20 protein-coding genes are annotated in these 23031 nt (G+C 65.2%); 12 read left to right on the top strand and 8 right to left on the bottom strand.

The features are described from left to right. Positions 1–136: 136 nt before the first annotated feature. Positions 137–1237 (top strand): chorismate synthase, encoded by a 1101-nt coding sequence (aroC, locus tag Q0C42_RS16270; protein ID WP_295078214.1) that lies wholly within the window; start codon positions 137–139, stop codon positions 1235–1237. 386 nt (positions 1238–1623) lie between these two features. Here the strand turns inward: aroC and Q0C42_RS16265 are convergent, their stop codons facing one another. The 3 genes from Q0C42_RS16265 to Q0C42_RS16255 all read right to left on the bottom strand — a co-directional run bounded on the left by Q0C42_RS16265 (position 1624) and on the right by Q0C42_RS16255 (position 4285). Beyond that, entirely contained in the window at positions 1624–1965 is a 342-nt protein-coding gene (locus Q0C42_RS16265) for a DUF2853 family protein (protein WP_295078210.1), read from the bottom strand. A gap of 149 nt (positions 1966–2114) precedes the next feature. Then, on the bottom strand, positions 2115–2495 hold the full coding sequence (locus Q0C42_RS16260) for a GtrA family protein (protein WP_295078207.1): 381 nt from the start codon (positions 2493–2495) through the stop codon (positions 2115–2117). Next, positions 2492–4285 carry a hypothetical protein gene (locus tag Q0C42_RS16255; RefSeq protein ID WP_295078204.1) on the bottom strand — a complete coding sequence of 598 codons (1794 nt, stop codon included), beginning with the start codon at positions 4283–4285 and terminating at the stop codon, positions 2492–2494. The genes Q0C42_RS16260 and Q0C42_RS16255 overlap by 4 nt, the downstream gene beginning before the upstream one ends. Positions 4286–4508: 223 nt before the next feature. Between Q0C42_RS16255 and Q0C42_RS16250 the strand changes: the two genes are divergently transcribed. Next, a complete protein-coding gene (locus Q0C42_RS16250; protein WP_295078200.1) occupies positions 4509–5711 on the top strand; it encodes a glycosyltransferase family 2 protein in 1203 nt (400 codons plus the stop codon). A gap of 36 nt (positions 5712–5747) precedes the next feature. On the opposite strand, the gene ahcY is transcribed toward Q0C42_RS16250, so the two are convergent. Next, positions 5748–7136, bottom strand: coding sequence for an adenosylhomocysteinase (gene ahcY / locus Q0C42_RS16245; RefSeq protein ID WP_295078197.1), 1389 nt, complete (start codon positions 7134–7136; stop codon positions 5748–5750). A gap of 69 nt (positions 7137–7205) precedes the next feature. On the opposite strand from ahcY, the gene Q0C42_RS16240 reads away from it, so the two are divergent. Together Q0C42_RS16240 and Q0C42_RS16235 are read left to right on the top strand one after the other, a co-directional pair. Then, positions 7206–8156 carry a glycosyltransferase family 8 protein gene (locus Q0C42_RS16240; protein ID WP_295078194.1) on the top strand — a complete coding sequence of 317 codons (951 nt, stop codon included), beginning with the start codon at positions 7206–7208 and terminating at the stop codon, positions 8154–8156. Next, entirely contained in the window at positions 8153–8743 is a 591-nt protein-coding gene (locus Q0C42_RS16235; protein ID WP_295078191.1) for an HD family hydrolase, read from the top strand. Before Q0C42_RS16240 ends, Q0C42_RS16235 begins: the two co-directional genes overlap by 4 nt. Positions 8744–8771: 28 nt before the next feature. Here Q0C42_RS16235 and Q0C42_RS16230 read toward each other — a convergent pair whose 3' ends face one another. After that, the gene (locus Q0C42_RS16230) at positions 8772–8930 is read right to left on the bottom strand and encodes a hypothetical protein (RefSeq protein ID WP_295078188.1); all 159 of its coding nucleotides are present in this window, start codon (positions 8928–8930) and stop codon (positions 8772–8774) included. A gap of 97 nt (positions 8931–9027) precedes the next feature. Here Q0C42_RS16230 and Q0C42_RS16225 point away from each other — a divergent pair, with 97 nt between their 5' ends. Continuing rightward, positions 9028–9900 carry a LysR family transcriptional regulator gene (locus Q0C42_RS16225; RefSeq protein ID WP_295078185.1) on the top strand — a complete coding sequence of 291 codons (873 nt, stop codon included), beginning with the start codon at positions 9028–9030 and terminating at the stop codon, positions 9898–9900. 3 nt (positions 9901–9903) lie between these two features. On the opposite strand, the gene Q0C42_RS16220 is transcribed toward Q0C42_RS16225, so the two are convergent. The 3 genes from Q0C42_RS16220 to Q0C42_RS16210 all read right to left on the bottom strand — a co-directional run bounded on the left by Q0C42_RS16220 (position 9904) and on the right by Q0C42_RS16210 (position 11486). Beyond that, positions 9904–10218, bottom strand: coding sequence for an H-NS histone family protein (locus Q0C42_RS16220; protein ID WP_295078182.1), 315 nt, complete (start codon positions 10216–10218; stop codon positions 9904–9906). A gap of 69 nt (positions 10219–10287) precedes the next feature. Continuing rightward, positions 10288–10839 (bottom strand): ActR/PrrA/RegA family redox response regulator transcription factor, encoded by a 552-nt coding sequence (locus Q0C42_RS16215; protein ID WP_295078179.1) that lies wholly within the window; start codon positions 10837–10839, stop codon positions 10288–10290. Between the two features lie 20 nt (positions 10840–10859). Continuing rightward, on the bottom strand, positions 10860–11486 hold the full coding sequence (locus Q0C42_RS16210) for an SCO family protein (RefSeq protein ID WP_295078175.1): 627 nt from the start codon (positions 11484–11486) through the stop codon (positions 10860–10862). 92 nt (positions 11487–11578) lie between these two features. Between Q0C42_RS16210 and regB the strand changes: the two genes are divergently transcribed. The 7 genes from regB (at position 11579) to addA (ending at position 22987) form a co-directional block, all read left to right on the top strand. Then, positions 11579–12970, top strand: coding sequence for a sensor histidine kinase RegB (regB, locus tag Q0C42_RS16205; RefSeq protein ID WP_295078172.1), 1392 nt, complete (start codon positions 11579–11581; stop codon positions 12968–12970). 71 nt (positions 12971–13041) lie between these two features. Continuing rightward, on the top strand, positions 13042–14607 hold the full coding sequence (locus tag Q0C42_RS16200; RefSeq protein ID WP_295078169.1) for a PAS-domain containing protein: 1566 nt from the start codon (positions 13042–13044) through the stop codon (positions 14605–14607). Positions 14608–14644: 37 nt separating this feature from the next. Then, positions 14645–15106, top strand: a complete 462-nt coding sequence (tsaE, locus tag Q0C42_RS16195) for a tRNA (adenosine(37)-N6)-threonylcarbamoyltransferase complex ATPase subunit type 1 TsaE (protein WP_295078166.1) — start codon at positions 14645–14647, stop codon at positions 15104–15106. Further along, complete coding sequence (locus Q0C42_RS16190) at positions 15099–16115, top strand: phosphotransferase (RefSeq protein ID WP_295078163.1); 1017 nt, start codon at positions 15099–15101, stop codon at positions 16113–16115. The genes tsaE and Q0C42_RS16190 overlap by 8 nt, the downstream gene beginning before the upstream one ends. Beyond that, positions 16091–16795, top strand: a complete 705-nt coding sequence (locus Q0C42_RS16185) for a nucleotidyltransferase family protein (protein WP_295078160.1) — start codon at positions 16091–16093, stop codon at positions 16793–16795. Before Q0C42_RS16190 ends, Q0C42_RS16185 begins: the two co-directional genes overlap by 25 nt. Beyond that, positions 16788–19679, top strand: a complete 2892-nt coding sequence (gene addB, locus Q0C42_RS16180; RefSeq protein WP_295078157.1) for a double-strand break repair protein AddB — start codon at positions 16788–16790, stop codon at positions 19677–19679. Before Q0C42_RS16185 ends, addB begins: the two co-directional genes overlap by 8 nt. Beyond that, positions 19676–22987, top strand: coding sequence for a double-strand break repair helicase AddA (addA, locus tag Q0C42_RS16175; RefSeq protein ID WP_295078154.1), 3312 nt, complete (start codon positions 19676–19678; stop codon positions 22985–22987). Before addB ends, addA begins: the two co-directional genes overlap by 4 nt. The last annotated feature ends 44 nt before the right edge of the window (positions 22988–23031 follow it).

Raw genomic sequence — 23031 nt, 5'->3', positions numbered from 1 at the left:
ACATTTCAACCCCCGCGCCCGCTGTATTTTCACGGAAGCGTGAGTCGAACGCGCTTGCACGCCGATTTTCCCAAGGAGAAGGGCTTGTCGCAGGGGTCGCGCGGCCTGTATGCCCTTGCCCAAGCGAGGATCCGTCATGAGCCTGAACACCTTCGGACATCTTTTCCGTGTCACCACCTGGGGCGAAAGCCACGGGCCGGCCATCGGCTGCACGGTGGACGGCTGCCCTCCCGGCGTCACCTTGTCCGAGGCGGACCTTCAGCCCTGGCTGGACCGCCGGAAGCCGGGCCAGAACAAGTACACCACCCAGCGCAAGGAGCCGGACGAAGTTCGCATCCTGTCGGGCGTGTTCGAGGGCAAAACCACTGGCACCCCGATCCAGCTGATGATCGAGAACACCGACCAGCGGTCGAAGGACTATGGCGAGATCGCAGGCGCGTTCCGGCCGGGTCATGCCGACATCACCTATCACCAGAAATACGGCATCCGTGACTATCGCGGGGGCGGTCGGTCCTCGGCGCGCGAGACAGCGTCGCGGGTCGCGGCAGGTGGCGTGGCGCGGGCGGCGCTGGCGGCGCTGGTGCCGGGTCTGAAGATCACCGGCTACATGGTGCAGATGGGGGTGAAGGGGATCGACCGGGCGCGGTTTGATGCGGTCGAGATCGAGCAGAACCCGTTCTGGGTACCCGATGCGGTGGCGGCGGTGGAATGGGCGGACTACCTGGATGCGCTCCGCCTGTCGCACAATTCGGTCGGGGCGGTGATCGAGGTGGTGGCGGACGGCGTTCCGGCGGGCCTGGGTGCGCCGCTTTACGCCAAGCTGGACAGCGATCTGGCCGCCGCGATGATGTCGATCAACGCGGTCAAGGGTGTCGAGATCGGCGAGGGGATGGCCTCGGCCGCGCTGACCGGGGTCGAGAACGCAGACGAGATCCGCATGGGCCTGGACGGACCAGAGTTCCTGTCGAACCATGCGGGCGGGATTCTGGGCGGGATTTCCACCGGGCAGCCGGTGGTGTGCCGGTTTGCGGTGAAGCCGACCTCGTCGATCCTGACCCCGCGCCAGACCGTCACGCAAGCAGGGCAAGAGACGGACCTGATCACCAAGGGTCGCCACGACCCCTGCGTCGGGATCCGGGCGGTGCCGGTGGGCGAGGCGATGATGGCCTGTGTTCTTTTGGACCATCTGCTTCTGGACCGGGGCCAGACCGGCGGCGTTCGCGGCCGGATCGGCTGACGTTTTCTGGACCGGCTTTGACAGCACGTGAGTCCGGTGGTCGGTTGCGCCACCCCGGACGCGGTGCTGAACACATTCCGAGGGAATGGTGGGCGCATTGCCGACCCTGCGCCTGCGCGCTGCACTGGCGGTTGGAATGCATTCGGCCGGAAAAAGAATGGAGGGCCCCGCACCCCTACGGGACCCTCCATCCACCCCACGCGCACACCCCAAGCACCGCACGTGATCTGTAGTATAAGGGTCCCGGGCGTCCTGCCCTGACTTGTCCGTTGTGCCCCGAATCCCGGCGGTCGGGCAAGCGCGCAGTGCGGAAGGTTTGCTTCAAATCGAAGACGACAAAGGCCCGCGCGGTGGCGCGGGCCTGATGACCACCCTGGTGGGGACGGTTATTTGTAGGCGGCTTCGCGGCCGAAATGCTTGACCAGCAAGTAATAGAAGACGGCGCGGTATTTGTTGCGCTCGGACTTGCCGTAGGTTTCGACGGCAGCGCCAATGCCGTCCATCAGGCTGGAGCCTTCTTTCAGTCCCAGCTTCTTGATCAGGAAGTTGTTCTTGATCCGCTCGAGCTCGTCCTTGTCCGAGGCGGCAACGGTCTGCGCGTCATTGTCATAGATCGACGGACCGCAGCCGATCGTGACTTTCGTCAGCAGCGCCATGTCCGGCGTTACCTTGCACTTGGTCTTCAGATCATCGGCATATTTGGCGATGAGTTCGTCCCTCTTGCCCATCTTCTTCTCCCTTACTGGAACGTGATCGTTAACTTGGGAACCGTAGTGCCAGCTTTTGCGTTAAGAAAGGGGAATTTCCGTCCTTTCGGCTCAACTGCGGGATGTTGCCGCATGTGTTGGGCGTCACTGGCAGGGTCGGGCTGGCAAGGTCAGGCGGACCCGCCCTTCGGAAAAGTCACAGTGCGGTTGATGGCATAGCTGGCAATCGCTGCAAGTCCGTTGGCCGACAGGTGGACCAGAACGTCGGGGCGGAAACTGCCGGTGGCGAAGAGAAAGCTCATTCCTGCGCCGATGCCGATACCCAGGAGTTGGGTGAGGGCGTAAAGGCCGAGGGCGAAGGGTCGGCGGACGCTGCCGGTGAAGGTGAACCGGCGGTGGCACCAGAAGGCGACGGGGATGCAGGCTATCCAGACAGCCCCGGCCGAAACCGCCTTCGGCCAAGGCAGTTGCGATGTCGCCACCGCCGCAAGTACGGCGTAAACCATTGCCAGTGCGCCCCCCACCAGCAGAAAGCGGAGAAAGGTGTTCACGGTGCCGCTGCCAGCCGCGCCGGATCGACCTGGTAGACCCGAAGCGCCTGCCGGTCGCCAGTGATGTCGGTCAGCCAGTCCGGCACAGCGCCGCCCAGCACGGCGGCCGCGAAGGGTTTCGACGTGTCGCCGGCGCACAGCACCACATACTCGGCGCGCGACGAGACCAGCGCGCGGCGCATGTCCGTTTCCGTTTCCAGCCCGGCGATACCGTTCCAGAAGGCGTCAGAGCTGCGATGGTACGGCGCGGCCACCACGGCGTGCGGCGTATAGGCCAGCAGCGTCGTGCCCAGGTTCAGCGCGGCAAACAGCGTGGACGGCGGAAGGTCCGCAAGCTCGGCCATCGCGGCGGGGGTTCGGCAGTTTGCCGGGGAGCGGGGGGGCGTCTGCGCCTCGGCGGTCGCGGGGGCTGTGGGTGCACGGTTCAGGGCGTATGCGACGCCTTCTTCCACGGCAGTCGGGGTCGCTGCCGCCAGCACCAGAAGCGCGGGCAGCCGGAGGGCGCTGGAGCGCGGGATCTGCTGGAAGGCATGAACCAGGAAACCGGCCAGAAGGGGCAGTCCTGGGACCATCAGGGTCGCCGCGCGGATCTGCAAAAGGGTGATGCCCAAGCCCGCAAAGGCAATGAGGAACGCCAGCACGAGAGCAGACCTCTGGGCCCCATCCAGCCGTCGCCAAAGTGGAAGCAACGCAGCCAGGGCAAGAAGCAGGATTGCGACCGGCGGCAGGAGGGTCTTGCCCAGCATGGCGGGCATGATGCCGATCAGTTCGGACACCGAAAGCGCCTCGATGATCCGGCTTTCGATCAGGGTGCGGACCTCGGGCGGAACATTGGCAAAGGGCCCGCCGAGGCAAGGCGTCAGCAAGGGCGCGGCCAGCCACAGACTTGCGGCCAGCACAACCACCATCGCCAGGATCCGGAAAACCGGACCTTTCAGCACGCGCGCGGCAAGAACCGGCACCAGCGTTGCCGCGACTCCCGCCGCTGCAAGGGCAAGCACCGGAGGCCCGAGGACATCGCAATACATCGTGCCCCAGGCGGCAGCAGGCGTCTGTCCCACCATCAGCGCCGGGGCCGTTACCGCCAGTGCGCCGCCATAGCCGAGAAGCCATGCGCCGGCTCCGGGCTGGTCGAAGGCGTGGCGCATGGCCATGTAACCCGGGACGAGCGCCAGGATCGGCAGCATCTCCAGCCCCACGGCGAGCGACAGGGCGGTCACCGCACCGGCCAGAACGCCGCGCAGCAGGTCGCGGCCAGGCAGGGCGGCCAGGAAGAAGAGCGCCGTGCCGCACAGGATCTGGACGTTGTGATGGTCGATCCGCGGTGGCGTGAACTCTCCTCGCAGTTTGCCCCAGGTGAAGAACACCACCAGCGCGCCAAGGGCTGCGAGGGGACCGAACAGCCGGTTGGTCCCCAGACCGATCAGCAGCACCATGAGGCAGGCCAGCAGGCTGGGCCAGACGACCACCGTCAGCAGTTCCGCCTGCGGCATCGGCAGCAGCCAGGACGCAGGCACCATTACCGACGCAATCCCGGCGTCGACATAGCGCGACCAGTGCATCGAGATGCCCTCGGGCGGCAGGACGCGGTACTGGCGGGTGTCGAACCAGTCCTGCCCGCCGAGCCAGTCGCGGACCTGGACCAGGCGCATCAGGTCGTCGTTGTCGGTGGCAAAGAGAAGGGCGGCAGTCTCCGGCCAGGTCCGGGCGGCATTCGCAAGGACGAGGGCAATGGCGCCGAGGCAGATCCAACAGATCAGCGACGGGCGTGAGTCGGTCGGGGGGGTCACGACGTGTTGTTTCCGCAATTGATTGCCGCCAATTGGATTGGCAGGGATATCTCTGTCGCTGGAAACAGTCATCCTCAAGGCGAAAATCCTTCGCTTCCAAGACTTCCTGGCCCGCAAAACCGCTTTTCCTGCTGCATCTCGCCCCATTTCGGGCACAGTTGCCCGGTGAAATGCGCGCTAACGCATGCCTCTTGGACCGAGAGGCTCCAGAAGGATTCGGCGAATGCTGGAACTGACCATCCTGATGCCCTGTCTCAACGAAGCCGAGACGCTGGCTGCTTGCATCGACAAGGCCAAGGGCTTTCTGGCGCGCAGCGGGATCAAGGGCGAAGTGCTGATCTCTGACAACGGGTCCACTGACGGCAGCCGAGAGATTGCCGAAGCGCATGGCGCGCGGGTGGTTCTTGCACCGCGCCGGGGCAACGGGATCGCGCTGTCGACAGGGATCGCGGCGGCAAAGGGCCGCTATGTCATCATGGGAGACAGCGACGACAGCTATGACTTCTCACGCCTCGATGCCTTCGTCGACGCGCTGCGCGGCGGGGCGGACCTGGTGATGGGCAATCGCTTCCGGGGCGGAATCGAGCCCGGGGCGATGCCCTTCCTGCACCGCTACCTGGGCAACCCGGTCCTGTCCTTCGTCGGACGAGTGCTGTACGGCGCGCCCGTTGGCGACTTTCAGTGCGGCCTGCGCGGCTTTGACCGTGACAAGATTCTGGCGTTGAACCTGATCACCGAGCAGCTGGAATTCTGCCCCGAGATGGTGATGCGCGCCGCGATGGCGGGTCTGAAGATCGTCGAGGTCCCGACAACGCTGAAACCAGACGGCCGGTCGCGCAAGCCGCACCTGCGGACATGGCATGACGGCTGGCGGCACCTGAAGCTGCTTCTCACCTTCGCGCCATTCAGCTTGTTCCTGTATCCGGGCGCGATGCTGTTCACGCTGGGATCGGTGCTGTTCCTGCCGCTGCTGTTCGGACCGCTGGACCTGGGCGCGCTGACGCTGGACACCGGCGCTATGATCTTCGCGGCAACCTTCATAATCACCGGCTTCCAGTTGATGTGGTTCCACGCCCTTGCCCGGCAGTTCGCCGTGCGGATGAACCTGTTGCCGACCTCGCCCCGGTTCGAGCGGTTGCGCGCCCGCCTGTCGGTCGAAACCGCCTGTCAGGGTGGCGCGATTTTCATGGCGCTGGCGCTGGTGGCCACCGTCGCATCGGTGGGTCACTGGGCGTCCAACGGGTTCGGCCCGATCGACCCCGGCACGATCACCCGCGCCGCCTCGCTTGTCGCGGTGCTGTCGGCGCTGGGGCTGCAAAGCTTTACCGGGGGTTTCCTCTGGGGCCTGATGACCCAGAAATCGCCCACACTGGCCGCGGCCGAGGTCAAGACCGTCGAGACCGTCGAGACCGTACAGCAGGCGTAAGGCCCGGCCCGGTGTGACCCGGGCCGGCGCGCGTGATCAGTAGCGGTAGTGTTCAGCCTTGAACGGTCCGTCGACCTTGACGCCGATGTAGTCGGCCTGGTCCTTGCGAAGCTCGGTCAGCTTCACGCCGATCTTCTTGAGGTGCAGGCGAGCCACCTTCTCGTCCAGCGCCTTCGGCAGGATGTAGACGCCGGGCTTGTATTCGTTGCCCTTGGTCCAAAGCTCGATCTGCGCCAGCACCTGGTTGGTGAACGAGGCCGACATCACGAAGGACGGGTGGCCGGTGGCGTTGCCGAGGTTCAAGAGGCGGCCTTCGGACAGAAGGATGATGCGATTGCCCGAGGGCATCTCGATCATGTCGACCTGTTCCTTGATGTTCGTCCACTTGTGGTTTCGCAGGGCGGCGACCTGGATCTCGTTGTCGAAGTGGCCGATGTTGCCGACGATGGCCATGTCCTTCATCTCGCGCAGATGCTCGATGCGGATCACGTCGCGGTTGCCGGTGGTGGTGATGAAGATGTCTGCGCTGGCGACTTCATCCTCCAGCAGCGTGACCTCGTAGCCGTCCATCGCAGCCTGCAGCGCGCAGATCGGGTCAACTTCGGTGACCTTGACGCGGGCACCGGCGCCACGGAGCGAGGCGGCGGAGCCCTTGCCCACGTCGCCATAGCCGCAGACGACGGCAACCTTGCCGGCCATCATGGTGTCGGTCGCGCGACGGATGCCGTCGACCAGAGATTCCTTGCAGCCGTACTTGTTGTCGAACTTCGACTTCGTGACGGAGTCATTGACGTTGATCGCCGGGAACGGCAGCTGGCCGTTCTTGTGCAGGTCGTACAGGCGATGAACGCCCGTGGTGGTTTCCTCGGAAACGCCCTTGATGGCCGCCTTGGTTTTGGTGAAGAAACCGGGGGTTTCCTTCATCCTCTTGGCGATCTGAAGCTTGATGACTTCCTCTTCCTCAGACTGCGGGACGGGGATGATCTCCTCGCCCGCTTCGGCACGGGCGCCGAGAAGGACGTAAAGCGTGGCATCACCACCGTCGTCGAGGATCATGTTCGCGCCTTCGGGGAACATGAAAGAGCGGTCGAGGTAATCCCAATGCTCGGTCAGGGTCTGGCCCTTCACGGCAAAGACCGGAATGCCGGCGGCCGCAATGGCGGCAGCGGCGTGGTCCTGCGTCGAGAAGATGTTGCAGGACGCCCAGCGGACATCGGCACCCAGCGCCACCAGGGTCTCGATTAGCGCCGCGGTCTGGATCGTCATGTGCAGGGAGCCGACGATGCGCGCGCCCTTCAGCGGCTTCGAGGCGCCAAATTCTTCACGACACGCCATCAGGCCCGGCATCTCGGTTTCCGCGATGGTCAGTTCCTTGCGGCCGAACTCGGCCAGTGCGATGTCCTTGACGATGTAGTCGTTCGGCATGATGGTCCCCTCATAGAGTCCGCGGGGCCTTAGCACTATCTCGGCCAGGCCTCAAACCGAAAGATTCCTATGGAACCTAGCACAGCACCTAAATCAGCCCTCCGGAAAGCGGTGGTGCTATGTGTAGATCAGCAATTCTTGCCTTATGCACTATTCTTGGCGAACCAGTTGCACCAGAACGAAGTTGATCGGGATTATGATATTTGCCTTATCTCTGACACGAGGCTTAAGATCCCCGATGAATTTGAACGACTGCGCCTGATCTTGCCAGAGCCTGTTGAAAATCAGGAATACGACAAACTACACGTTTCACACCTTGCCAAGTCAACCTATCTGCGAATGTGGGCGCCCCGGCTACTCGCGAAAGATTATGATCGACTGATTTATCTCGACAGCGACATGTTCATAGATGTCGGGGGTTTATCGAAATTGTTCGAGGTAGACATGAGGGGAAAGCCCCTGGCGGCCGTTCTCGATGTCCAGCAGTGGTACAATCCACGGCGCGTTGTCGAAGAGTTTTCGGCTTCTAATCAAGGGTTTAAGAAGTACTTCAATGCTGGTTTTCTTCTGATAGATATCTCGAACTATCTGTCAAATCAGGTACTGGAACGCGCGCTGCAGATCGGGTCAGATTCGGAAAAATTGATCATTCATCACGACCAGTCGCTTCTCAACCTTTGTCTGGCTGGGGATTGGACAGAATTGTCTCCCGTGTGGAACTGGCAGCTTCCCTCCAAGTATCCGCTTTTCACAGACTGGTCAGGTGCACGGATCCTGCATTTCTTTGGCGGAGTGAAACCTTGGAATGATCCAATGCGCCTTTGTCCGGAACGAATCCGCCTGGCCTATGAGTTATTCCTTCGGCAGCACTTTCCGGAAGTGATTGCAATAGGTGCGATGGGAACGAACGTATTGCACTCACCCCGTCGCATGGCATGGATGGCGTTGCGCTTTCTTGCGCTTCGGCCGCGCATCTTGCGCTATTTGTCCCGATTTCCAAATCCATACGAAACAAAATGAAACAACCCCGCGCCTGGCAACGGATGCTTTCGGGTCGCAGGCTGGACCTCCTGGACCCCACGCCGGTGGACATCGAGATCGAGGACATCGCGCATGGGCTGGCCTTCGTCGCGCGGTGGAACGGGCAGACGCGGGGGGACTGGCCCTATTCGGTGGCGGAACACTCGCTGCTGGTGGAGGAGATCTTCGCGCGGGGCAATCCCGGCGTCGCGGCGAAGTGGCGGTTGGCGGCGGTGCTGCACGACGCGCCGGAATATGTGATCGGCGACATGATCAGCCCGGTGAAGGCCGCCGTCGGGCCGGGATATGGCGAACTGGACCTGCGGCTGACGGCAGCGGTGCATCTGCGCTTTGGCCTGCCTGCGGTGTTGCCCGCGCCGATCAAGAAGGCGATCAAGGCGGCGGACAAGGTTTCGGCCTGGCTGGAGGCAGTGCGGATCGCAGGGTTTCGCGAGGTGGAGGCCGACAAGCTGTTCGGACGGCCCTTGCCGGAACTGGTTCACCGGCTGGAGATACGGCTTCGTCCGCCCGCAGAGGTGCGGGCGGACTACGTCTCGACGGTGGCGAGACTGCTTGCGGACTGCTGACACCGGCTGAGTTTACAGCAACTGGGCATCAGCGGCCCACGTGCCGCAGGTGATCGGCAGTGCGCAGGCCGGCGTCATCCTGAAACTCGCGCGGGGACCGGCGCGGGGCGTGGTGCGGCAGGTAGTCCTCGGACGCGTGCTTGAACCGGGTTGCGATCAGCAGGGCGTCGGCAAAGATATTCAACATGGCCTTTCTCCTTTCAGGCTTTCGATGATCTCTTTTGCCATGAAACGCGGCGTGCTACGACTCAGGAAGGCTTTCCAACTGTAAGGCTGGCTATCATATGGCAACCGACTGGCGCAGCCTTCCCTCCTTGACCGCGCTGCGGGCATTCGCGGCCACGGCCGAGTTGCGGAACTTCAGTCAGGCGGCGCGCGTGCTGAATGTGACCCATGCCGCGGTCGCCCAGCAGGTCCGCGCATTGGAAGAGCAATTGGGCCGCCCGCTGGTTCAGCGTGAAGGGCGCGGCGTCAGCCTGACTGCGGATGGCGAGCAACTGGCGGAGGCCTTGGGCGAAGGCTTCGGCGCGATCCAGCGTGGGTTGGAGGCCCTGCGCGCCGGGGAAGCCGATCGTCCGGTTCGCCTGACCCTGACAGCCAGCTTTGCCGCGCAATGGCTGATGCCCCGGCTGAAGGACTTCTGGCAGCAGCATCCCGACATCGGCCTGTCATTGCACCCCGACAGCAAGGTGGTCGACCTGCACCGCGAGCGCATGGACCTGGGCATCCGCTATGGCAATGGGGATTGGCCGGGTGTTGAGAGCAGTTACCTGACCTCGGCCCGCCTGGTAATCGCGGGGGCACCCTCGCTGATTGGCGACGAGGATCCGACGATAGACGCGATGGCGCGAATGGACTGGATCCTGTCGCCGAATTGGGCGGAGCAGAATGCCTATCTGCGCCAGTTGGGGCTTGAGCCGACCGACCTGAGCAGCACCGATATCAACAACGAAGAATTGGCGCTGGCAGCTGCGCGACAGGGATTGGGACTGGTCGTGGAAAGTGTGGCGCTGATCGAATCCGACGTGGCCGAAGGCCGCTTGCGCATCGTGCACGAAAGCAAGGACAAGCTTCCGGCCTATTTCATCGTCGATTTACCCGGGCCAAAGCGGGCCGCAGCCCGGGCATTTCTCAAGTGGCTGAAAGCGCAGCGCTAGCGGTCAGAGCGCCAGATCTTCAGGCTTCCTGCCCTTGGCCAAGGCTTCCGAGAACCAGCGCGGCTTGCGCCCGCGGCCCGACCAGGTATCGGCCTTGTTCGCCGGATTGGCGTACTTCGCCACCGACGGAGAGCGTTTGCGCGTGGCCGTGACCCCCGTCAACTCGGCCAACGAAAAGCCCATTGCCTTGGCTTTCTCTTCCAGTTCCGCCAGCGCGTCGCGCTTGCGGCGATCTTCATATCCCGAAAGCGCCTTTGCTACCTGCGATTGCAGATCCTTCAGCTCTTTCAGGGACAGGCTATTCAAGTCCAGGTTCAATGTCTGATCCCCCTCGGATAAAGACGGGACATCAATAGGCCTGAAAGACCATATGCGCAACAATTGATGTTACTTCGGGCTTCTTTTTGCCAGAATCCGCTGCAGCGTCCGCCGATGCATCGAAAGCCGCCGCGCGGTCTCGGATACATTTCGCTCGCACATTTCATAAACGCGCTGGATATGTTCCCAGCGAACGCGGTCGGCGGACATCGGATTTTCCGACAGAAGCGGCAGGTTGCCGCCCCGCGCCAGCAGCGCATTCGTCACGTCATTGGCATCCGCGGGCTTGGACAGATAATCGATTGCCCCGATCTTCACCGCCGCCACCGCCGTCGCAATGGCACCATAGCCGGTCAGCACCACGATCCGGCAGGTGGGGCGCTTTTCGCGCAGCGTCTCGATCACTTCCAGGCCATTGCCGTCCTCGAGCCGCAAGTCGACCACGGCGTAGGCAGGGGGCCGCGCAATTGCCTTTGCCCTGCCCTCGGCCACGCTTTGCGCTGTCTCGGTCACGAACCCGCGCTTTTCCATCGCCTTGGCAAGCCGCTTCACAAATGGCTCGTCATCGTCGACCAACAGCAGCGTCGGGTCCGGCCCGAGGTCGATTGGCTCTTCCGTCATGGTCTTCCCTGCTTCCAGACTTAGGGCGCAGCTTTGCTTGCCTGAACGAAACAAGCAACGCTTTCCGCCATCTTCTCTGAGGTAATCTCCCGGCGGAAGAAATCCACAAAGCCTTCGCCCGGAAGCATAAGATAAGTGAAAGTCATGTGGTCCATCAGATAGAATTCGTCGCCCGTCTCGCGTTTCTTGTAGACGGTCTTGTAAGCCTGCGCGGCCGCCTTGACCTGGTCAGCCGTTCCGGTCAGGGCAATCAGCCTGGGATGCATGTTCGACGCATAATCCTTCAAGACATCCGGTGTGTCGCGCTCGGGGTCGATGGAAATGAAGACGGGGGAGACATCCAGACCTTGCTCCTCCAGAAGGTCGACGGCCTCGACGTTGCGCGCCATGTCCAGCGGGCAGACATCCGGGCAGAAGGTGTAGCCGAAATAGACGAGGCTGGGCTTCGTCAGCACCTCCGTATCGGTTACGGTCTGGCCCGAGGTGTTGACCAGAGTGAAAGGCCCGCCAATGTCGCCGCCCGCGAATTGGCCCTGCCGGCACTGCGCATAGGCGTCGTCGGGTCGGTCATAGACGACCATCCAGGTCATGAAGCCAAGGAAAGCCGCAACCGCAGCGGCGGCTACTCCGGCGTAAAGCTTGGTCATTGCGGGTCTCCTGTGGCTGTCGGGTCGCATTGATCTCAGATGGTGGCACCCTTAACAATGGCAAACCCCAGACAAGGACAACGGGTCACAGCATGACTCCGGCATTTGCAGGCTTCCAGATCACCGACGTCGGGGCGCACATGGTCCGCCAGCGCACGCTGATCCTGCTGCGCTGGATGGCGATCACCGGGCAGGTGGCGGCGATTCTGGTGGCAAGCCAGGTCTACGGGCTGCAACTGCCTTTGGGGCTTTGCATGCTGGCGGTCGGCTTGTCGGTGCTGGCGAACCTTGTCCTGATCATGCTGTTTCCCCAGAACCGGCGGCTGACCGAGGGCGAGGCCTTCCTGACCCTGCTTTTCGATCTTGGCCAGCTTGCCTTCCTGTTGTTCCTGACCGGCGGGCTGACCAACCCGTTCGCGATCCTTGTGCTGGCCCCCGTCACGATCTCGGCCTCGGTTCTGCGGCTGCGCTACACCGTGGTGCTGGGGACGCTGGCTATTCTGGCCGTCTCGACGGCAACGGTCTGGTATCTGCCGCTCCGCTTCGTCGATGGCAGTGCGCTGGTGATCCCCGGCATCTTCGCCTTCGGCTTCTGGCTGTCCATCGTCATCGGCATCCTGTTTCTGGGCCTTTACTCGCGCCGTGTGGCGACCGAAATGCGGTCAATGTCCGAAGCCTTGCTTGCCACGCAGATGGCGCTGGCCCGGGAACAGAAGCTTACCGACCTGGCTGGCGTGGTCGCCGCCGCCGCTCATGAGCTTGGGACGCCGCTTGCGACCATCAAGTTGGTCAGCGCCGAGTTGATCTCGGAACTGGACGCCCACCCTGACCTGCAGGATGACGCCCGCCTGATCCGCGAGCAGGCCGACCGGTGCCGCGACATTCTGCGCGACATGGGGCGGGCCGGGAAGGATGACCTTCACCTGCGGCAGGCACCCCTGTCCGCCGTGGTCCGCGAAGCCGCCGAGCCGCATCTAGCCCGGGGCAAGCGTGTCGAATTCAGTTTTGCGGCCATTCAGGACGGCGATGCCGAGCAACCCGTGATCCTGCGCCGGCCCGAAGTGATCCACGGGCTGCGCAACCTCGTGCAGAACGCCGTGGACTTTGCGCGCTCTGCCGTCTGGGTCGAAGGCGAATGGACGGCGCGCAGGATCGTCGTCCGGATCACGGACGACGGCGACGGTTTCCCGGCGGGCCTGATCGGCCGCATCGGCGACCCTTTCGTCCGCGCGCGGCGCAACGATCCCGAGCCCGAAAAGCGGCCCGGCTATGAGGGTATGGGGCTTGGGCTCTTTATCGCCAAGACCCTTCTGGAACGGTCGGGCGCCGAGCTTTCCTTTGCCAACGCGACCGATCCTTTCCTGGCGGCTTCGGATCGCCCCGAACGCTCCGGTGCCGTGGTCGAGGCGGTATGGGACGCCGCCGAAATCGTCGCCCCGCTTACCCCGGGCGGCCTAGGCGAGAACATCCGGATCGAAGGGTGAAGCGCAGTTAACGGGCAATTAACCGGTTGCGGCCTAGGCTGCCCTGGACGGGTGAAGCTCCGGGGGTAAAGATGACGGGCGAATGGTCGATGATGGTGGGCAGCGTGCTGACTGCGTTCTTGGTCGCGATGTCGGCGCTGCTGCTGATCACAGCCTGGCAATCCCGCCGCCCGGCCCGCGCGGCCAGCATCTTCGACCAGTCCCCGGCCCGCATCGCCTACCTCTTCGACGGGGACCGACTGGTTGACGCCTCCCCAGCCGCGCGCGCCCTGTTGCCGGAAGGCGAGGACAGCCGCGCCTGGGCCCGGCTTCTTGCCCGCTTTGCACCGGAGTTTCCCAACCTTTCCGAACGCTTGGCAAGTTTGCCCCGGTCTGGTCAGCTCTTGATCCCATCGCTGCCCGGCGTCTCTCCGGTGCTGGTTCTGAAGGCCGAGAATGTCTCGGGCCTGACCCGGCTTACGGTCGAAGGCGGACAGGACGACCGGGCCGAGCGTGGCGATGGGGCCACCGCGGCGGCCTTGCAGCAGGAAGTGGTCGCCCAGCGCGCTGTTTTGTCCCGCGCCCCGGTGCTGATCTGGAAGGAAGCCTTGGATGGCAGCGTGATCTGGGCGAATCACGCCTATCTGATCCGCGCAGTCGAACTTCTGCCCGAGGGCGAGGATCTGTCCTGGCCGCTGCCGAAGCTTTTCGATCATGACCCGGGCAAGGGCCGCCTGCCGCGGCTGAAGTTGCAGTTGCCCAGCGGGCCGGAATGGTTCGACCTGGTGCGGATGGCCTCGGGCGAGGAAACGCTGTGCTACGCGCTGGCGGCCGACAAGGCTGTGCAGGCGGAAACCGCTCTCCGCGAATTCATGCAGACCCTGACCAAGACCTTTGCAGACCTGCCGATCGGTCTTGCGATCTTCGACCGCTCGCGGGCTTTGCAGATGTTCAACCCGGCGCTGGCTGATCTGACGATGCTGGCCCCCGAATTCCTGATCTCGCGCCCGACGCTGAACGCCTTTCTGGATGCGATGCGCGCCAAGGCGATGATCCCGGAACCCCGCGATTACCGCAGCTGGCGCAAACAACTTACCCGGCTGGAGGAAGAAGCGACGATGGGTCTTTTCGAGGAAACCTGGAGCCTGCCGGGCGGCCAGACCTACCGCGTGATCGGTCGCCCGCATCCGAACGGCGCGCTGGCCTTCATGTTCGAGGACATCTCGCACGAAATGTCCCGGACGCGCCGCTACCGCGCCGATGTGGAACTGGGACAGTCGGTGATCGACGCGGTCGAGGACGCGGTGGCCGTCTTTTCCCAGGGCGGTCAGCTGGTGATGTCGAACCACGCCTATGCGCAGCTTTGGCAGCACGACCCGCAGGTCCTTCTGTCCGAGGCCAGCGTGTCGACCCTTTGCGCCTGGTGGCGGGAACATGCCGCACCGACGCTGCTCTGGGACGACGCGGTCGATTATGTGACCACCTCTGGCGACCGCACCCCCTGGGAGGGGGAGGTGCGCCTTCTGGACGGTCGCCTTGTCATGTGCCGCTTCCGCCCGTTGACCGGCGGGGCGACCCTGATCACCTTTCGGCTGCAGGCGTCGGTAAGTTTCAGTTCGGTCCGCGACACGGGCACGATGGGGCTCCTGTCGGCCTGAGGGTTGCGGTGGCCCGACGTGCCGCTACAGTCGCGCCATGTCTGGTGATCTGACCCTGTTCCTTCCCACAACCGCCGAAACCGAGGCGCTGGGCCGCCGCCTGTCAGGTCTGGCCAGACCCGGCGACGTGATCCTGCTGGAGGGCCCGATTGGCGCCGGGAAAAGCTCCCTGGCCCGCGCGTTCATCCGCGCCCGCCTGGGCCGAGAGGAAGAGGTCCCCTCCCCCAGCTTCACGCTGGTCCAGGTCTACGAGGCTGCTGGCGTCGAGATCTGGCACGCCGACCTTTACCGGCTGACGCATCCCGACGAGGTTTGGGAACTGGGCCTCGACGATGCCTTCCTGACCTCGATCTGCCTTGTCGAATGGCCTGACCGCCTGGGTGCGCATGTGCCACCGCTGGCCCTTCGCATCCGGTTGGAGGCGGCCGGCGACGACAGCCGCCGCGCAGTGATTTCCGGCGGGCGCGAAGGTCTGGCACAGGCCCTGAGTGATGACTGAACGCGCGTCGGAAATCGCGGCCTTCCTCGCCGCGGCCGGATGGGGTGCGGCCGAGCGCAGGCATCTGGCCGGCGACGCTTCGGATCGCCGCTACGAACGCCTGCGTCTTGCGGCTGCCACCGCCGTTCTGATGGACAACCCACCCGGCGGAGCGGACGACCCTGCCGCGTTTTCGGCAATGGCCCGCCACCTGAGCGGCCTTGGCCTCTCTGCCCCCGCGATCCTGGCCGAGGATCTTTCCCGGGGGTTCCTTTTGCTGGAAGACCTGGGCGACGACCTTTATGCCCGTCTCTTGCAGGCCGACCCCGCCCGCGAGGCCGAGCTTTACGCCCCCGCCGTGGACGTCCTTGTGCATCTGCAACAGGCTGCCGCTCCTTGCGCCCTTGTCAATCTGTCGGCCGAAGACTGGGCGACCGCCGCCGGGTTCGCCCTGGACTGGTACGCCTTTGCCGCGACGGGTCGAAAGCCGGACCCTGCAGCATTTCTGAGCGGCTTGACCGCCGCCCTGCAGGCCCATGCCGATGGGCCGCGCGTGCTGATCCTGCGCGACTACCATGCCGAGAACCTGCTCTGGCTTCCCGGTCGCGCGGGGCTGAAACGCGTGGGGCTTCTGGACTTCCAGCTGGGTCAGATGGGCCAGCCCGGCTATGACCTCGTCTCGCTGTTGCAGGACGCGCGCCGCGATGTCTCGCGCGGGACCGAGGCCGCGATGATCGCGCGCTTTGCCGCCGCCACGGGCGCAAACCCGCAGGCGTTCGCCGCACAATATGCGACGCTTGGCGCGCAAAGGGCGCTGCGCATTCTGGGTGTCTTTGTCCGGCTTTGCCTCGTTGCCGGGAAACCCGGCTATCTGCGCCTGATCCCCCGCGTCTGGGGCCAGTTGCAGGCCAACCTTGCCCACCCCGCCCTTGCCGAACTGCGCGCGATCTGCGACGACCTTCTCCCCGCGCCGACCCCCGACATCCTGCAGAAGATCGAACAGCAATGCCCGGCTTCCCCTTCCCGCTGATGGTTTTCGCCGCCGGTTTCGGCACCCGGATGGGGGCGCTGACGCAAGACCGTCCGAAGCCGCTGATCCCGGTCGCGGGCAAACCGCTGATCGACCATGCGCTGGAAATTGGCGCACAGGCGGGAGTGACGCGGACGGTGGTCAACACGCATTACAAGGCCGACCAGATGGCTGCCCACCTTGCGGGACGCGCTGTGCGGATCAGCCACGAAGCCGACCGCATCCTTGAAACCGGCGGGGGTCTGAAGGCCGCTCTGCCGCTCTTGGGCGACGGGCCAGTGGCGATCCTGAACAGCGACGGCATCTGGACCGGAGCCAATCCGCTGGCCCAGTTGGCGCACGCCTGGGACCCGGAAAGGATGGAGGCGCTGCTTCTTCTGTTGCCCCTCGACCGCACGCTGGCACATGGTCCGAAAGGCGATTTCAGCCTGGCACCCGACGGCCGGATCAGCCGGGGCGCAGGCGGTGAGGACCATGTCTACATCGGCGCGCAGATCCTGTTGACTGACCGTATCGCGGCCACGCCCGACAGCGCCTTCGGGCTGAACAGAACCTGGACCGAGATGATCGCTGACGGTACCGCCTTCGGCTTGGTTCACGACGGCGGGTGGTGCGACGTGGGCCACCCGGAGGGGATTGCCGAGGCGGAACGGCTCCTCCACTCTACCCGGCATGGTTGACATGCTTTACGCCCTGCCGCCCGGCGCCGATTTCCCTGCCGAACTGGTCGCGGGGCTTATGGACCGGATGGCGGGTCAGACACCCGAAGCGCTGGCGCGGGTCACGCTGATCGTCAACACCCAGCGGATGCGGCGGCGGGTGACCGAGGTCCTGCAGACCAAGGGTGCGCTCCTCCTGCCACGGATCCTGCTGGTGACCGAGGTGGCCGCGCTGGCCAACCTGACCCTGCCGCGCCCGATCTCGCCGCTGCGGCGTCGGTTGCAGCTGTCGGTCCTGCTGGACGGCCTTCTGACGGCCGGTACCACCCATTTTCCCCGCACCGCGCTTTACGATCTGTCCGACAGCCTGGCCGCGTTGATGGAGGAGATGCAGGGCGAAGGCGTCACTCCCGGCCGGATCGCCGCACTCGACGTTGCCAACCATTCTGCCCACTGGGCGCGCATGCAGGCTTTTCTGGCGATCGTGTCGCAGGTGCTGGCGGGGGAATCCGCGGACGCCGAAGCCGTCTTGCGGCAATCGGTCGATGCCTTGGGGGAGACATGGACGCAGACGCCGCCGCAGCACCCGGTGATCCTGGCAGGGTCCACCGGCTCGCGTGGGACGACGGCGCTTCTGATGCAGGTGTTGATGCGCATGCCCGCCGGAGCCGTGGTGCTGCCGGGGTTCGACTTCGACATGCCGGCGACGGTCTGGGACAGCATGGGCGACGCGCTCACCGCCGAGGATCACCCGCAATACCGCTATCGCAAGCTGATGGACATGCTGGACTGCGGCCCGACCGATATCCGGCGCTGGACGACGACCCAGCCCCCGGCGCCAGACCGCAACCGCCTGATTTCACTGTCGCTACGCCCCGCGCCGATCACCGATCAATGGCTGGCCGAGGGGCCGCTGTTGCCCGACCTCCTGCCCGCGACCGACGCCGTGACACTGCTTGAAGCGCCCAGTGAACGGACCGAGGCTTTGGCGATCGCGCTTATCCTGCGCCAGGCGGCAGAGGACGGGACCCGTGCCGCCCTGGTTACCCCCGACCGCAATCTGACCCGCCGCGTTACCGCCGCCTTGGACCGCTGGGGCATCCGGCCAGACGATTCCGCAGGTCGCCCGCTGGCGCTTTCCGCCCCCGGTCGCCTGATGCGGCAGGTGGCAGCGCTGTTTGGCCAGAAGCTGACCGGTGACGGGCTCTTGGCGCTGTTGAAGCACCCGCTTGCCTTCTCTGGCCCCGGTCGCGGCCCGCACCTGATCCTCACGCGCGAGTTCGAACTGCACCTGCGCCGCCACGGCCCCGCCTTCCCAACGGCCGACAGCATCCTGACCTGGGCCGAAGCTCAGAAACACGACCGCGCCGTGGACTGGGCGCGGATCGTGGCCGGTACGCTTTGCGGGCACGAAAAGATGGACCGGATGCCGCTGGCCGATTTCGTCGCGCTGCATCTGGCGTTGAGCGAAACCCTGGCGCGCGGCTTTGCCGAGACCGGGGCGGGCGGGCTGTGGGACAAGGCGGCCGGGGAAGAGGCTGCGAAAGCGTTGGCCGAGTTGCAGGCCGAAGCCGATGCCGGGGGCGAGATGTCTCCCTTGGATTACGTCGGCGTCTTCCAGGGTGTCCTGCAGCGCCATGAAGTCCGCGAGACGGAAAGCGTTCATCCCGACATCATGATCTGGGGCACGTTGGAAAGCCGGGTGCAGGGGGCGGACCTCGTCATTCTGGGCGGCCTCAATGACGGCACCTGGCCCGCACAGCCACCGCCCGACCCCTGGCTGAACCGCGCGATGCGGAAGGAGGCAGGGTTGTTGCTGCCGGACCGCCGGATCGGCCTGTCAGCGCATGACTACCAGCAGGCGGTGGCCGCACCGCGGGTGGTCCTGTCGCGGTCCAAGCGCGGGGCCGAAGCGGAAACGGTGCCCTCGCGCTGGCTGAACCGGCTGGTGAACCTGATGGCGGGCCTGCCCGAACGGCGGGGGCCAGAGGCGCTGGCCGCGATGATCCGGCGCGGCGACGATTGGCTGGCCAAGGCCGCCGCCTTCGACCGTGCGCCAGTCACGGAGCCTGCGAAACGCCCCGCCCCCAGGCCTCCGGTCGAGGCGCGGCCCAAGCGTCTGTCGGTGACCGAGATCAAGACCCTGATCCGCGATCCCTATGCGATCTATGCCCGCCATGTGCTGAAGCTGCGACCGCTGGACCCGCTTCGGCCCGAGCCAGACCCCCGTCTGCGCGGTGTCGTGTTGCACGAGATCCTGGAGATCTTCCTGCGCCGGGGCGGTGGCGGGCGGGACGCGCTGATGGCCATTGCCGATGCCGTGATCACCGAAAAGGTTGCCTGGCCCTTGGCCCGGACCATCTGGCTTTCTCGCATCGCCAAGGCCGCCGATGCCTTCCTCGCCTTTTCTGCCACGACCGGAGGGACCCCGGTCTTGGTCGAGGAAAAGGGAGCCGTCCAGCTTCCGGGGCTGGATTTCAAGCTGACCGGCAAGCCCGACCGCATCGACCGGCTGGAGGATGGTCGGCTTCTTCTGATCGACTACAAGACCGGCGATCCGCCATCGGCGAAGCAGCAGCAGCACTTCGACAAGCAGCTGCTCCTTCTGGCCGCGATGGCGGAAGGCGGCGGTTTCAAGGGTCTGGACGCAGAGGAGGTCGCGCGGGTGGTTTACGTGGGCCTCAAGGCCGAGCTGAAGATGGTCGACATTCCCTTGTCGCCCGGCCAGGTGGCAGAGACCTGGGCCGAGTTCACCCGCCTGATCGCCGCCTACGCCCGCCCCGGACAGGGCTACACAGCCCGCCGCGCGCTGGAATCGGTGCGGGACGCCAGCGACTACGACCACCTGTCGCGCTTTGGCGAATGGGACCTGACTGCCGACCCGGTGCCGGAGGACCTGTCATGACCCCGGCCGCCCAGCGCCAGATCGAGGCCGCCGATCCCGCCCGCAACACCTGGCTTTCGGCCAATGCCGGGTCCGGCAAGACCCGCGTCCTGACCGACCGCGTGGCGCGGCTTTTGCTGTCCGGCGTCGAACCGCAGCACATTCTTTGCCTGACCTACACCAAGGCCGCAGCCTCCGAGATGCAGAACCGGCTGTTCAAGCGGCTGGGCGAATGGGCGATGAAGCCCGACGCCGACTTGCGCGCCGCCCTTGGCGACTTGGGCGAGGCCGACTTCTCTCCACGCCGCCTTCAACGCGCCCGCCAGCTTTTTGCCCGCGCCATCGAGACCCCCGGCGGGTTGCGCATCCAGACGATCCACAGCTTCTGCGCCAGCCTCTTGCGCCGCTTCCCGCTTGAGGCCGGAGTGCCCCCCGGCTTTGCCGAGATGGATGACCGCGCCGCAAGACACATGCGCGCCGAGATCGTCGAAGAACTTGCCGACGGTCCCGCCGCCCCAGTGGTCCGTCGCCTGACCGAGGTGCAGAATGGCGAAGATTTCGGCACCCTCGTCGAGCAGATTGCCAGCCACCGCGCGGCCTTCACCCAGACGCTGACCGCCGCCGAAATCTGGCCGATCTTCGGCCTGCCGACGGGCTTTACCCTTGGCGACATCCTGGCGGACGTTTTCTTCGGCGACGAGGCCGTGTGGATGTCGGGCGTGGTCAGCATCCTGGCGAACGGTTCAAAAACCGACGCTAAGGCGGCCGAGACCTTGCGGGCGCTGGACCTGCGCATCCCCAACTCCACCACCCTCATGGCGCTGGAGGACTGCCTGCTGAACAAGGGCGGCAGTGCGGATGCCTCCAAGCACTACGCAGCCAAGATCGGCAGCTTCCCGACCAAGCCGGTCCAGCCACTGCTGGGCGCGCTTATCGACCCCCTCAACAACCTGATGGCGCGGGTTGAAGCCGCGCGTTCCAAACGCGTCGCTCTGATGGCCGCAGAGAAGACCCTGGCGCTGCACGGTTTCGCGGCCTGCTTCCTGCCGGAGTATGCGAGCCGCAAAGCCGCGCGGGGCTTGCTCGACTTCGACGACCTGATCTCCCGCGCCAAGGCGCTGCTGACCGACCCGGCTCTGGCGGCCTGGGTGCTGTACCGGCTGGACGGCGGGATCGACCATATCCTGGTGGACGAGGCGCAGGACACCAGCCCGGAGCAATGGCAGCTGGTCGAGGCGCTGGCGGCAGAACTGATCGCGGGCGAAGGCGCCAACACCCGGCCCCGGACCCTGTTCGTCGTGGGCGACAAGAAACAGTCGATCTATTCCTTCCAGGGTGCCGACGTCGCCGCCTTCGACCGGATGCGCGGGCACTTCGATTCGCGCTTGGCCGGTGGGCCGGGATTGGCGTCCAGCGCGCTGGAGCATTCCTTCCGATCATCCCCCGCGATCCTGAATGTGGTCGACCAGACCTTCACCCCGGCCCAGGCCCAGGCGCTTGGCGGCAGCTCGCATCACCTTGCGTTCAACGACCATCTGCCCGGCCGGGTCGACATCTGGCCGGTGATCGAGAAGGAGGCCAAGGAAGAGTCCGGCCCCTGGTTCGAACCCATCGACACCCCTCACCCCGAAGACCCGAACGTCGTCCTCGCCCGCCGGATCTCCGAATGGATCCGCGACCGGGTGGCGGGGGGCGAGCAGATCCCCACCGCGAAAGGCCCGCGCCCGATCCACTTCGGCGACTTTCTGATCCTGGTGCAGCGCCGCTCCGACCTTTTCCACGAGATCATCCGCGCCTGCAAATCGCTGGAACTGCCCATTGCCGGGGCCGACCGGCTGAAGCTGGGCGGCGAGCTCGCGGTCAAGGACCTGACCGCGCTGCTGGCCTTCCTCGACACCCCCGAGGATGACCTGTCGCTGGCGGCCGTTCTCCGCTCGCCGCTCTGCGGCTGGACCGAGACCGACCTTTTCCGCCTTGCCCACCCGCGCCGCGGCTATCTGTGGGAGGCGCTGCGTGACCATCCGGGACATGATGCGACCAAGGCTTTCCTGAACGACATGCGCGGCCAGGCGGACTTTTTGCGCCCCTACGACCTGATCGAACGCGTGCTTCACCGCCACGACGGCCGCCGCAAGCTGATCGGTCGGCTGGGACCGGAAGCCGAGGACGGGATCGACGAACTGCTGGGTCAGGCCCTGTCCTACGAGACCTCTGAAGTCCCCAGCCTGACGGGTTTCCTGACCTGGATGGAGACGGACGAGGTCGAGGTGAAGCGCCAGCTGGATGGGGAAGGCCACCGCATTCGCGTCATGACCGTCCACGGCGCCAAGGGGCTGGAGGCCGAGATCGTCATCCTGCCCGACACCTGCGACCGCACTCCGCAGGACCGCGACCAGATCTACCGCATCCCAGATGGGCCGCCGGTCTGGAAGGTCGCAAAGGAGGAAAGCCCTCCCGTCGTCGCCAGCGAACGTGCCGCCCGCCAAGCGCGGGACGCGGCGGAGCGGCTGCGGCTCTTGTACGTCGCGATGACCCGCGCGCGGTCGTGGCTGGTGATCGCCGGGGCGGGCAAGACCGAACAGTCGGAATGCTGGCACAGCCTGATCCGGCAGGGGGTCGAGGCTGCCGGGGCAGTGCCCAGCACGGGCGGTATCCTGCGCCATCAGGCGGGCGACTGGCCCCCGCCCGCAACCCGCCCGACAGTAACCGAGACCGCCGTTGCGCTGCCCACATGGGCCAGCCTTCCAGCGCCCGAGGCCAACCGCCCGGCGCAGGTCCTGTCTCCCTCCGACCTTGGCGGCGCAAAGGCCCTGCCCGGCGAACCCGCCTGGCCCGAGGCCGAGGCCAAGGCGCGGGGCACCGCGCTGCATCTGCTGCTGGAACGACTGCCTGCCTTCGCAGCCTCCGATTGGCCTGCGCTCGCCGCATCACTTCTGGAGGCACCCTACCTCGATGATGCTCTGGCCCAGGCGCAGCAAGTCCTGAACCATCCGGCCCTGTCACCGCATTTCGGACCTGACACCTTGACCGAAGTTGCCGTTTCGGCCCCCTGGGGCGACCGGACGCTGGCGGGGACCATCGATCGGTTGGTCGTCATGCCCGACCGCGTACTGATCATCGACTACAAGTCGAACGCCGTGGTCCCCGACCGGCCCGAGGCGACCCCGGAAGGCATCCTGCGCCAGCTGGGTGCCTATGCCCACATGCTGGGACAGATCTACCCGAACCGCCGCATTGAAACCGCGATCCTGTGGACGCGTGCCCCCGGCCTGATGGTGGTCAGTCCCGATATCGTGAGGGCAGCACTGGGGCGTGCCACGATACCTTGACGTTCGCCGCGCGGCTTCTTACCTTCGTAAGCCGACAAATCCCG

Origin of the sequence: Tabrizicola sp. (assembly GCF_022842145.1) — a bacterium.
Taxonomy (GTDB): Bacteria; Pseudomonadota; Alphaproteobacteria; order Rhodobacterales; family Rhodobacteraceae; genus Tabrizicola.
Note: the sequence above shows the minus strand (reverse complement) of the source record. Positions and strands in the feature narration are given on the sequence as shown.

Excerpts from the sequence above, each read along its gene's own strand:
- Q0C42_RS16215 (WP_295078179.1), bottom strand. The coding sequence starts at position 10,839 with ATGACGGAAGAGCCAATCGACCTCGGGCCGGACCCGACGCTGCTGTTG.
- Q0C42_RS16265 (WP_295078210.1), bottom strand. The coding sequence starts at position 1,965 with ATGGGCAAGAGGGACGAACTCATCGCCAAATATGCCGATGATCTGAAG.
- addA (WP_295078154.1), top strand. The coding sequence starts at position 19,676 with ATGACCCCGGCCGCCCAGCGCCAGATCGAGGCCGCCGATCCCGCCCGC.
- Q0C42_RS16190 (WP_295078163.1), top strand. The coding sequence starts at position 15,099 with ATGACTGAACGCGCGTCGGAAATCGCGGCCTTCCTCGCCGCGGCCGGA.
- Q0C42_RS16250 (WP_295078200.1), top strand. The coding sequence starts at position 4,509 with ATGCTGGAACTGACCATCCTGATGCCCTGTCTCAACGAAGCCGAGACG.
- regB (WP_295078172.1), top strand. The coding sequence starts at position 11,579 with ATGACTCCGGCATTTGCAGGCTTCCAGATCACCGACGTCGGGGCGCAC.
- Q0C42_RS16200 (WP_295078169.1), top strand. The coding sequence starts at position 13,042 with ATGACGGGCGAATGGTCGATGATGGTGGGCAGCGTGCTGACTGCGTTC.
- aroC (WP_295078214.1), top strand. The coding sequence starts at position 137 with ATGAGCCTGAACACCTTCGGACATCTTTTCCGTGTCACCACCTGGGGC.
- Q0C42_RS16210 (WP_295078175.1), bottom strand. The coding sequence starts at position 11,486 with ATGACCAAGCTTTACGCCGGAGTAGCCGCCGCTGCGGTTGCGGCTTTC.
- addB (WP_295078157.1), top strand. The coding sequence starts at position 16,788 with ATGGTTGACATGCTTTACGCCCTGCCGCCCGGCGCCGATTTCCCTGCC.
- Q0C42_RS16225 (WP_295078185.1), top strand. The coding sequence starts at position 9,028 with ATGGCAACCGACTGGCGCAGCCTTCCCTCCTTGACCGCGCTGCGGGCA.
- Q0C42_RS16240 (WP_295078194.1), top strand. The coding sequence starts at position 7,206 with ATGGAACCTAGCACAGCACCTAAATCAGCCCTCCGGAAAGCGGTGGTG.
- Q0C42_RS16230 (WP_295078188.1), bottom strand. The coding sequence starts at position 8,930 with ATGTTGAATATCTTTGCCGACGCCCTGCTGATCGCAACCCGGTTCAAG.
- tsaE (WP_295078166.1), top strand. The coding sequence starts at position 14,645 with ATGTCTGGTGATCTGACCCTGTTCCTTCCCACAACCGCCGAAACCGAG.
- Q0C42_RS16235 (WP_295078191.1), top strand. The coding sequence starts at position 8,153 with ATGAAACAACCCCGCGCCTGGCAACGGATGCTTTCGGGTCGCAGGCTG.
- ahcY (WP_295078197.1), bottom strand. The coding sequence starts at position 7,136 with ATGCCGAACGACTACATCGTCAAGGACATCGCACTGGCCGAGTTCGGC.
- Q0C42_RS16185 (WP_295078160.1), top strand. The coding sequence starts at position 16,091 with ATGCCCGGCTTCCCCTTCCCGCTGATGGTTTTCGCCGCCGGTTTCGGC.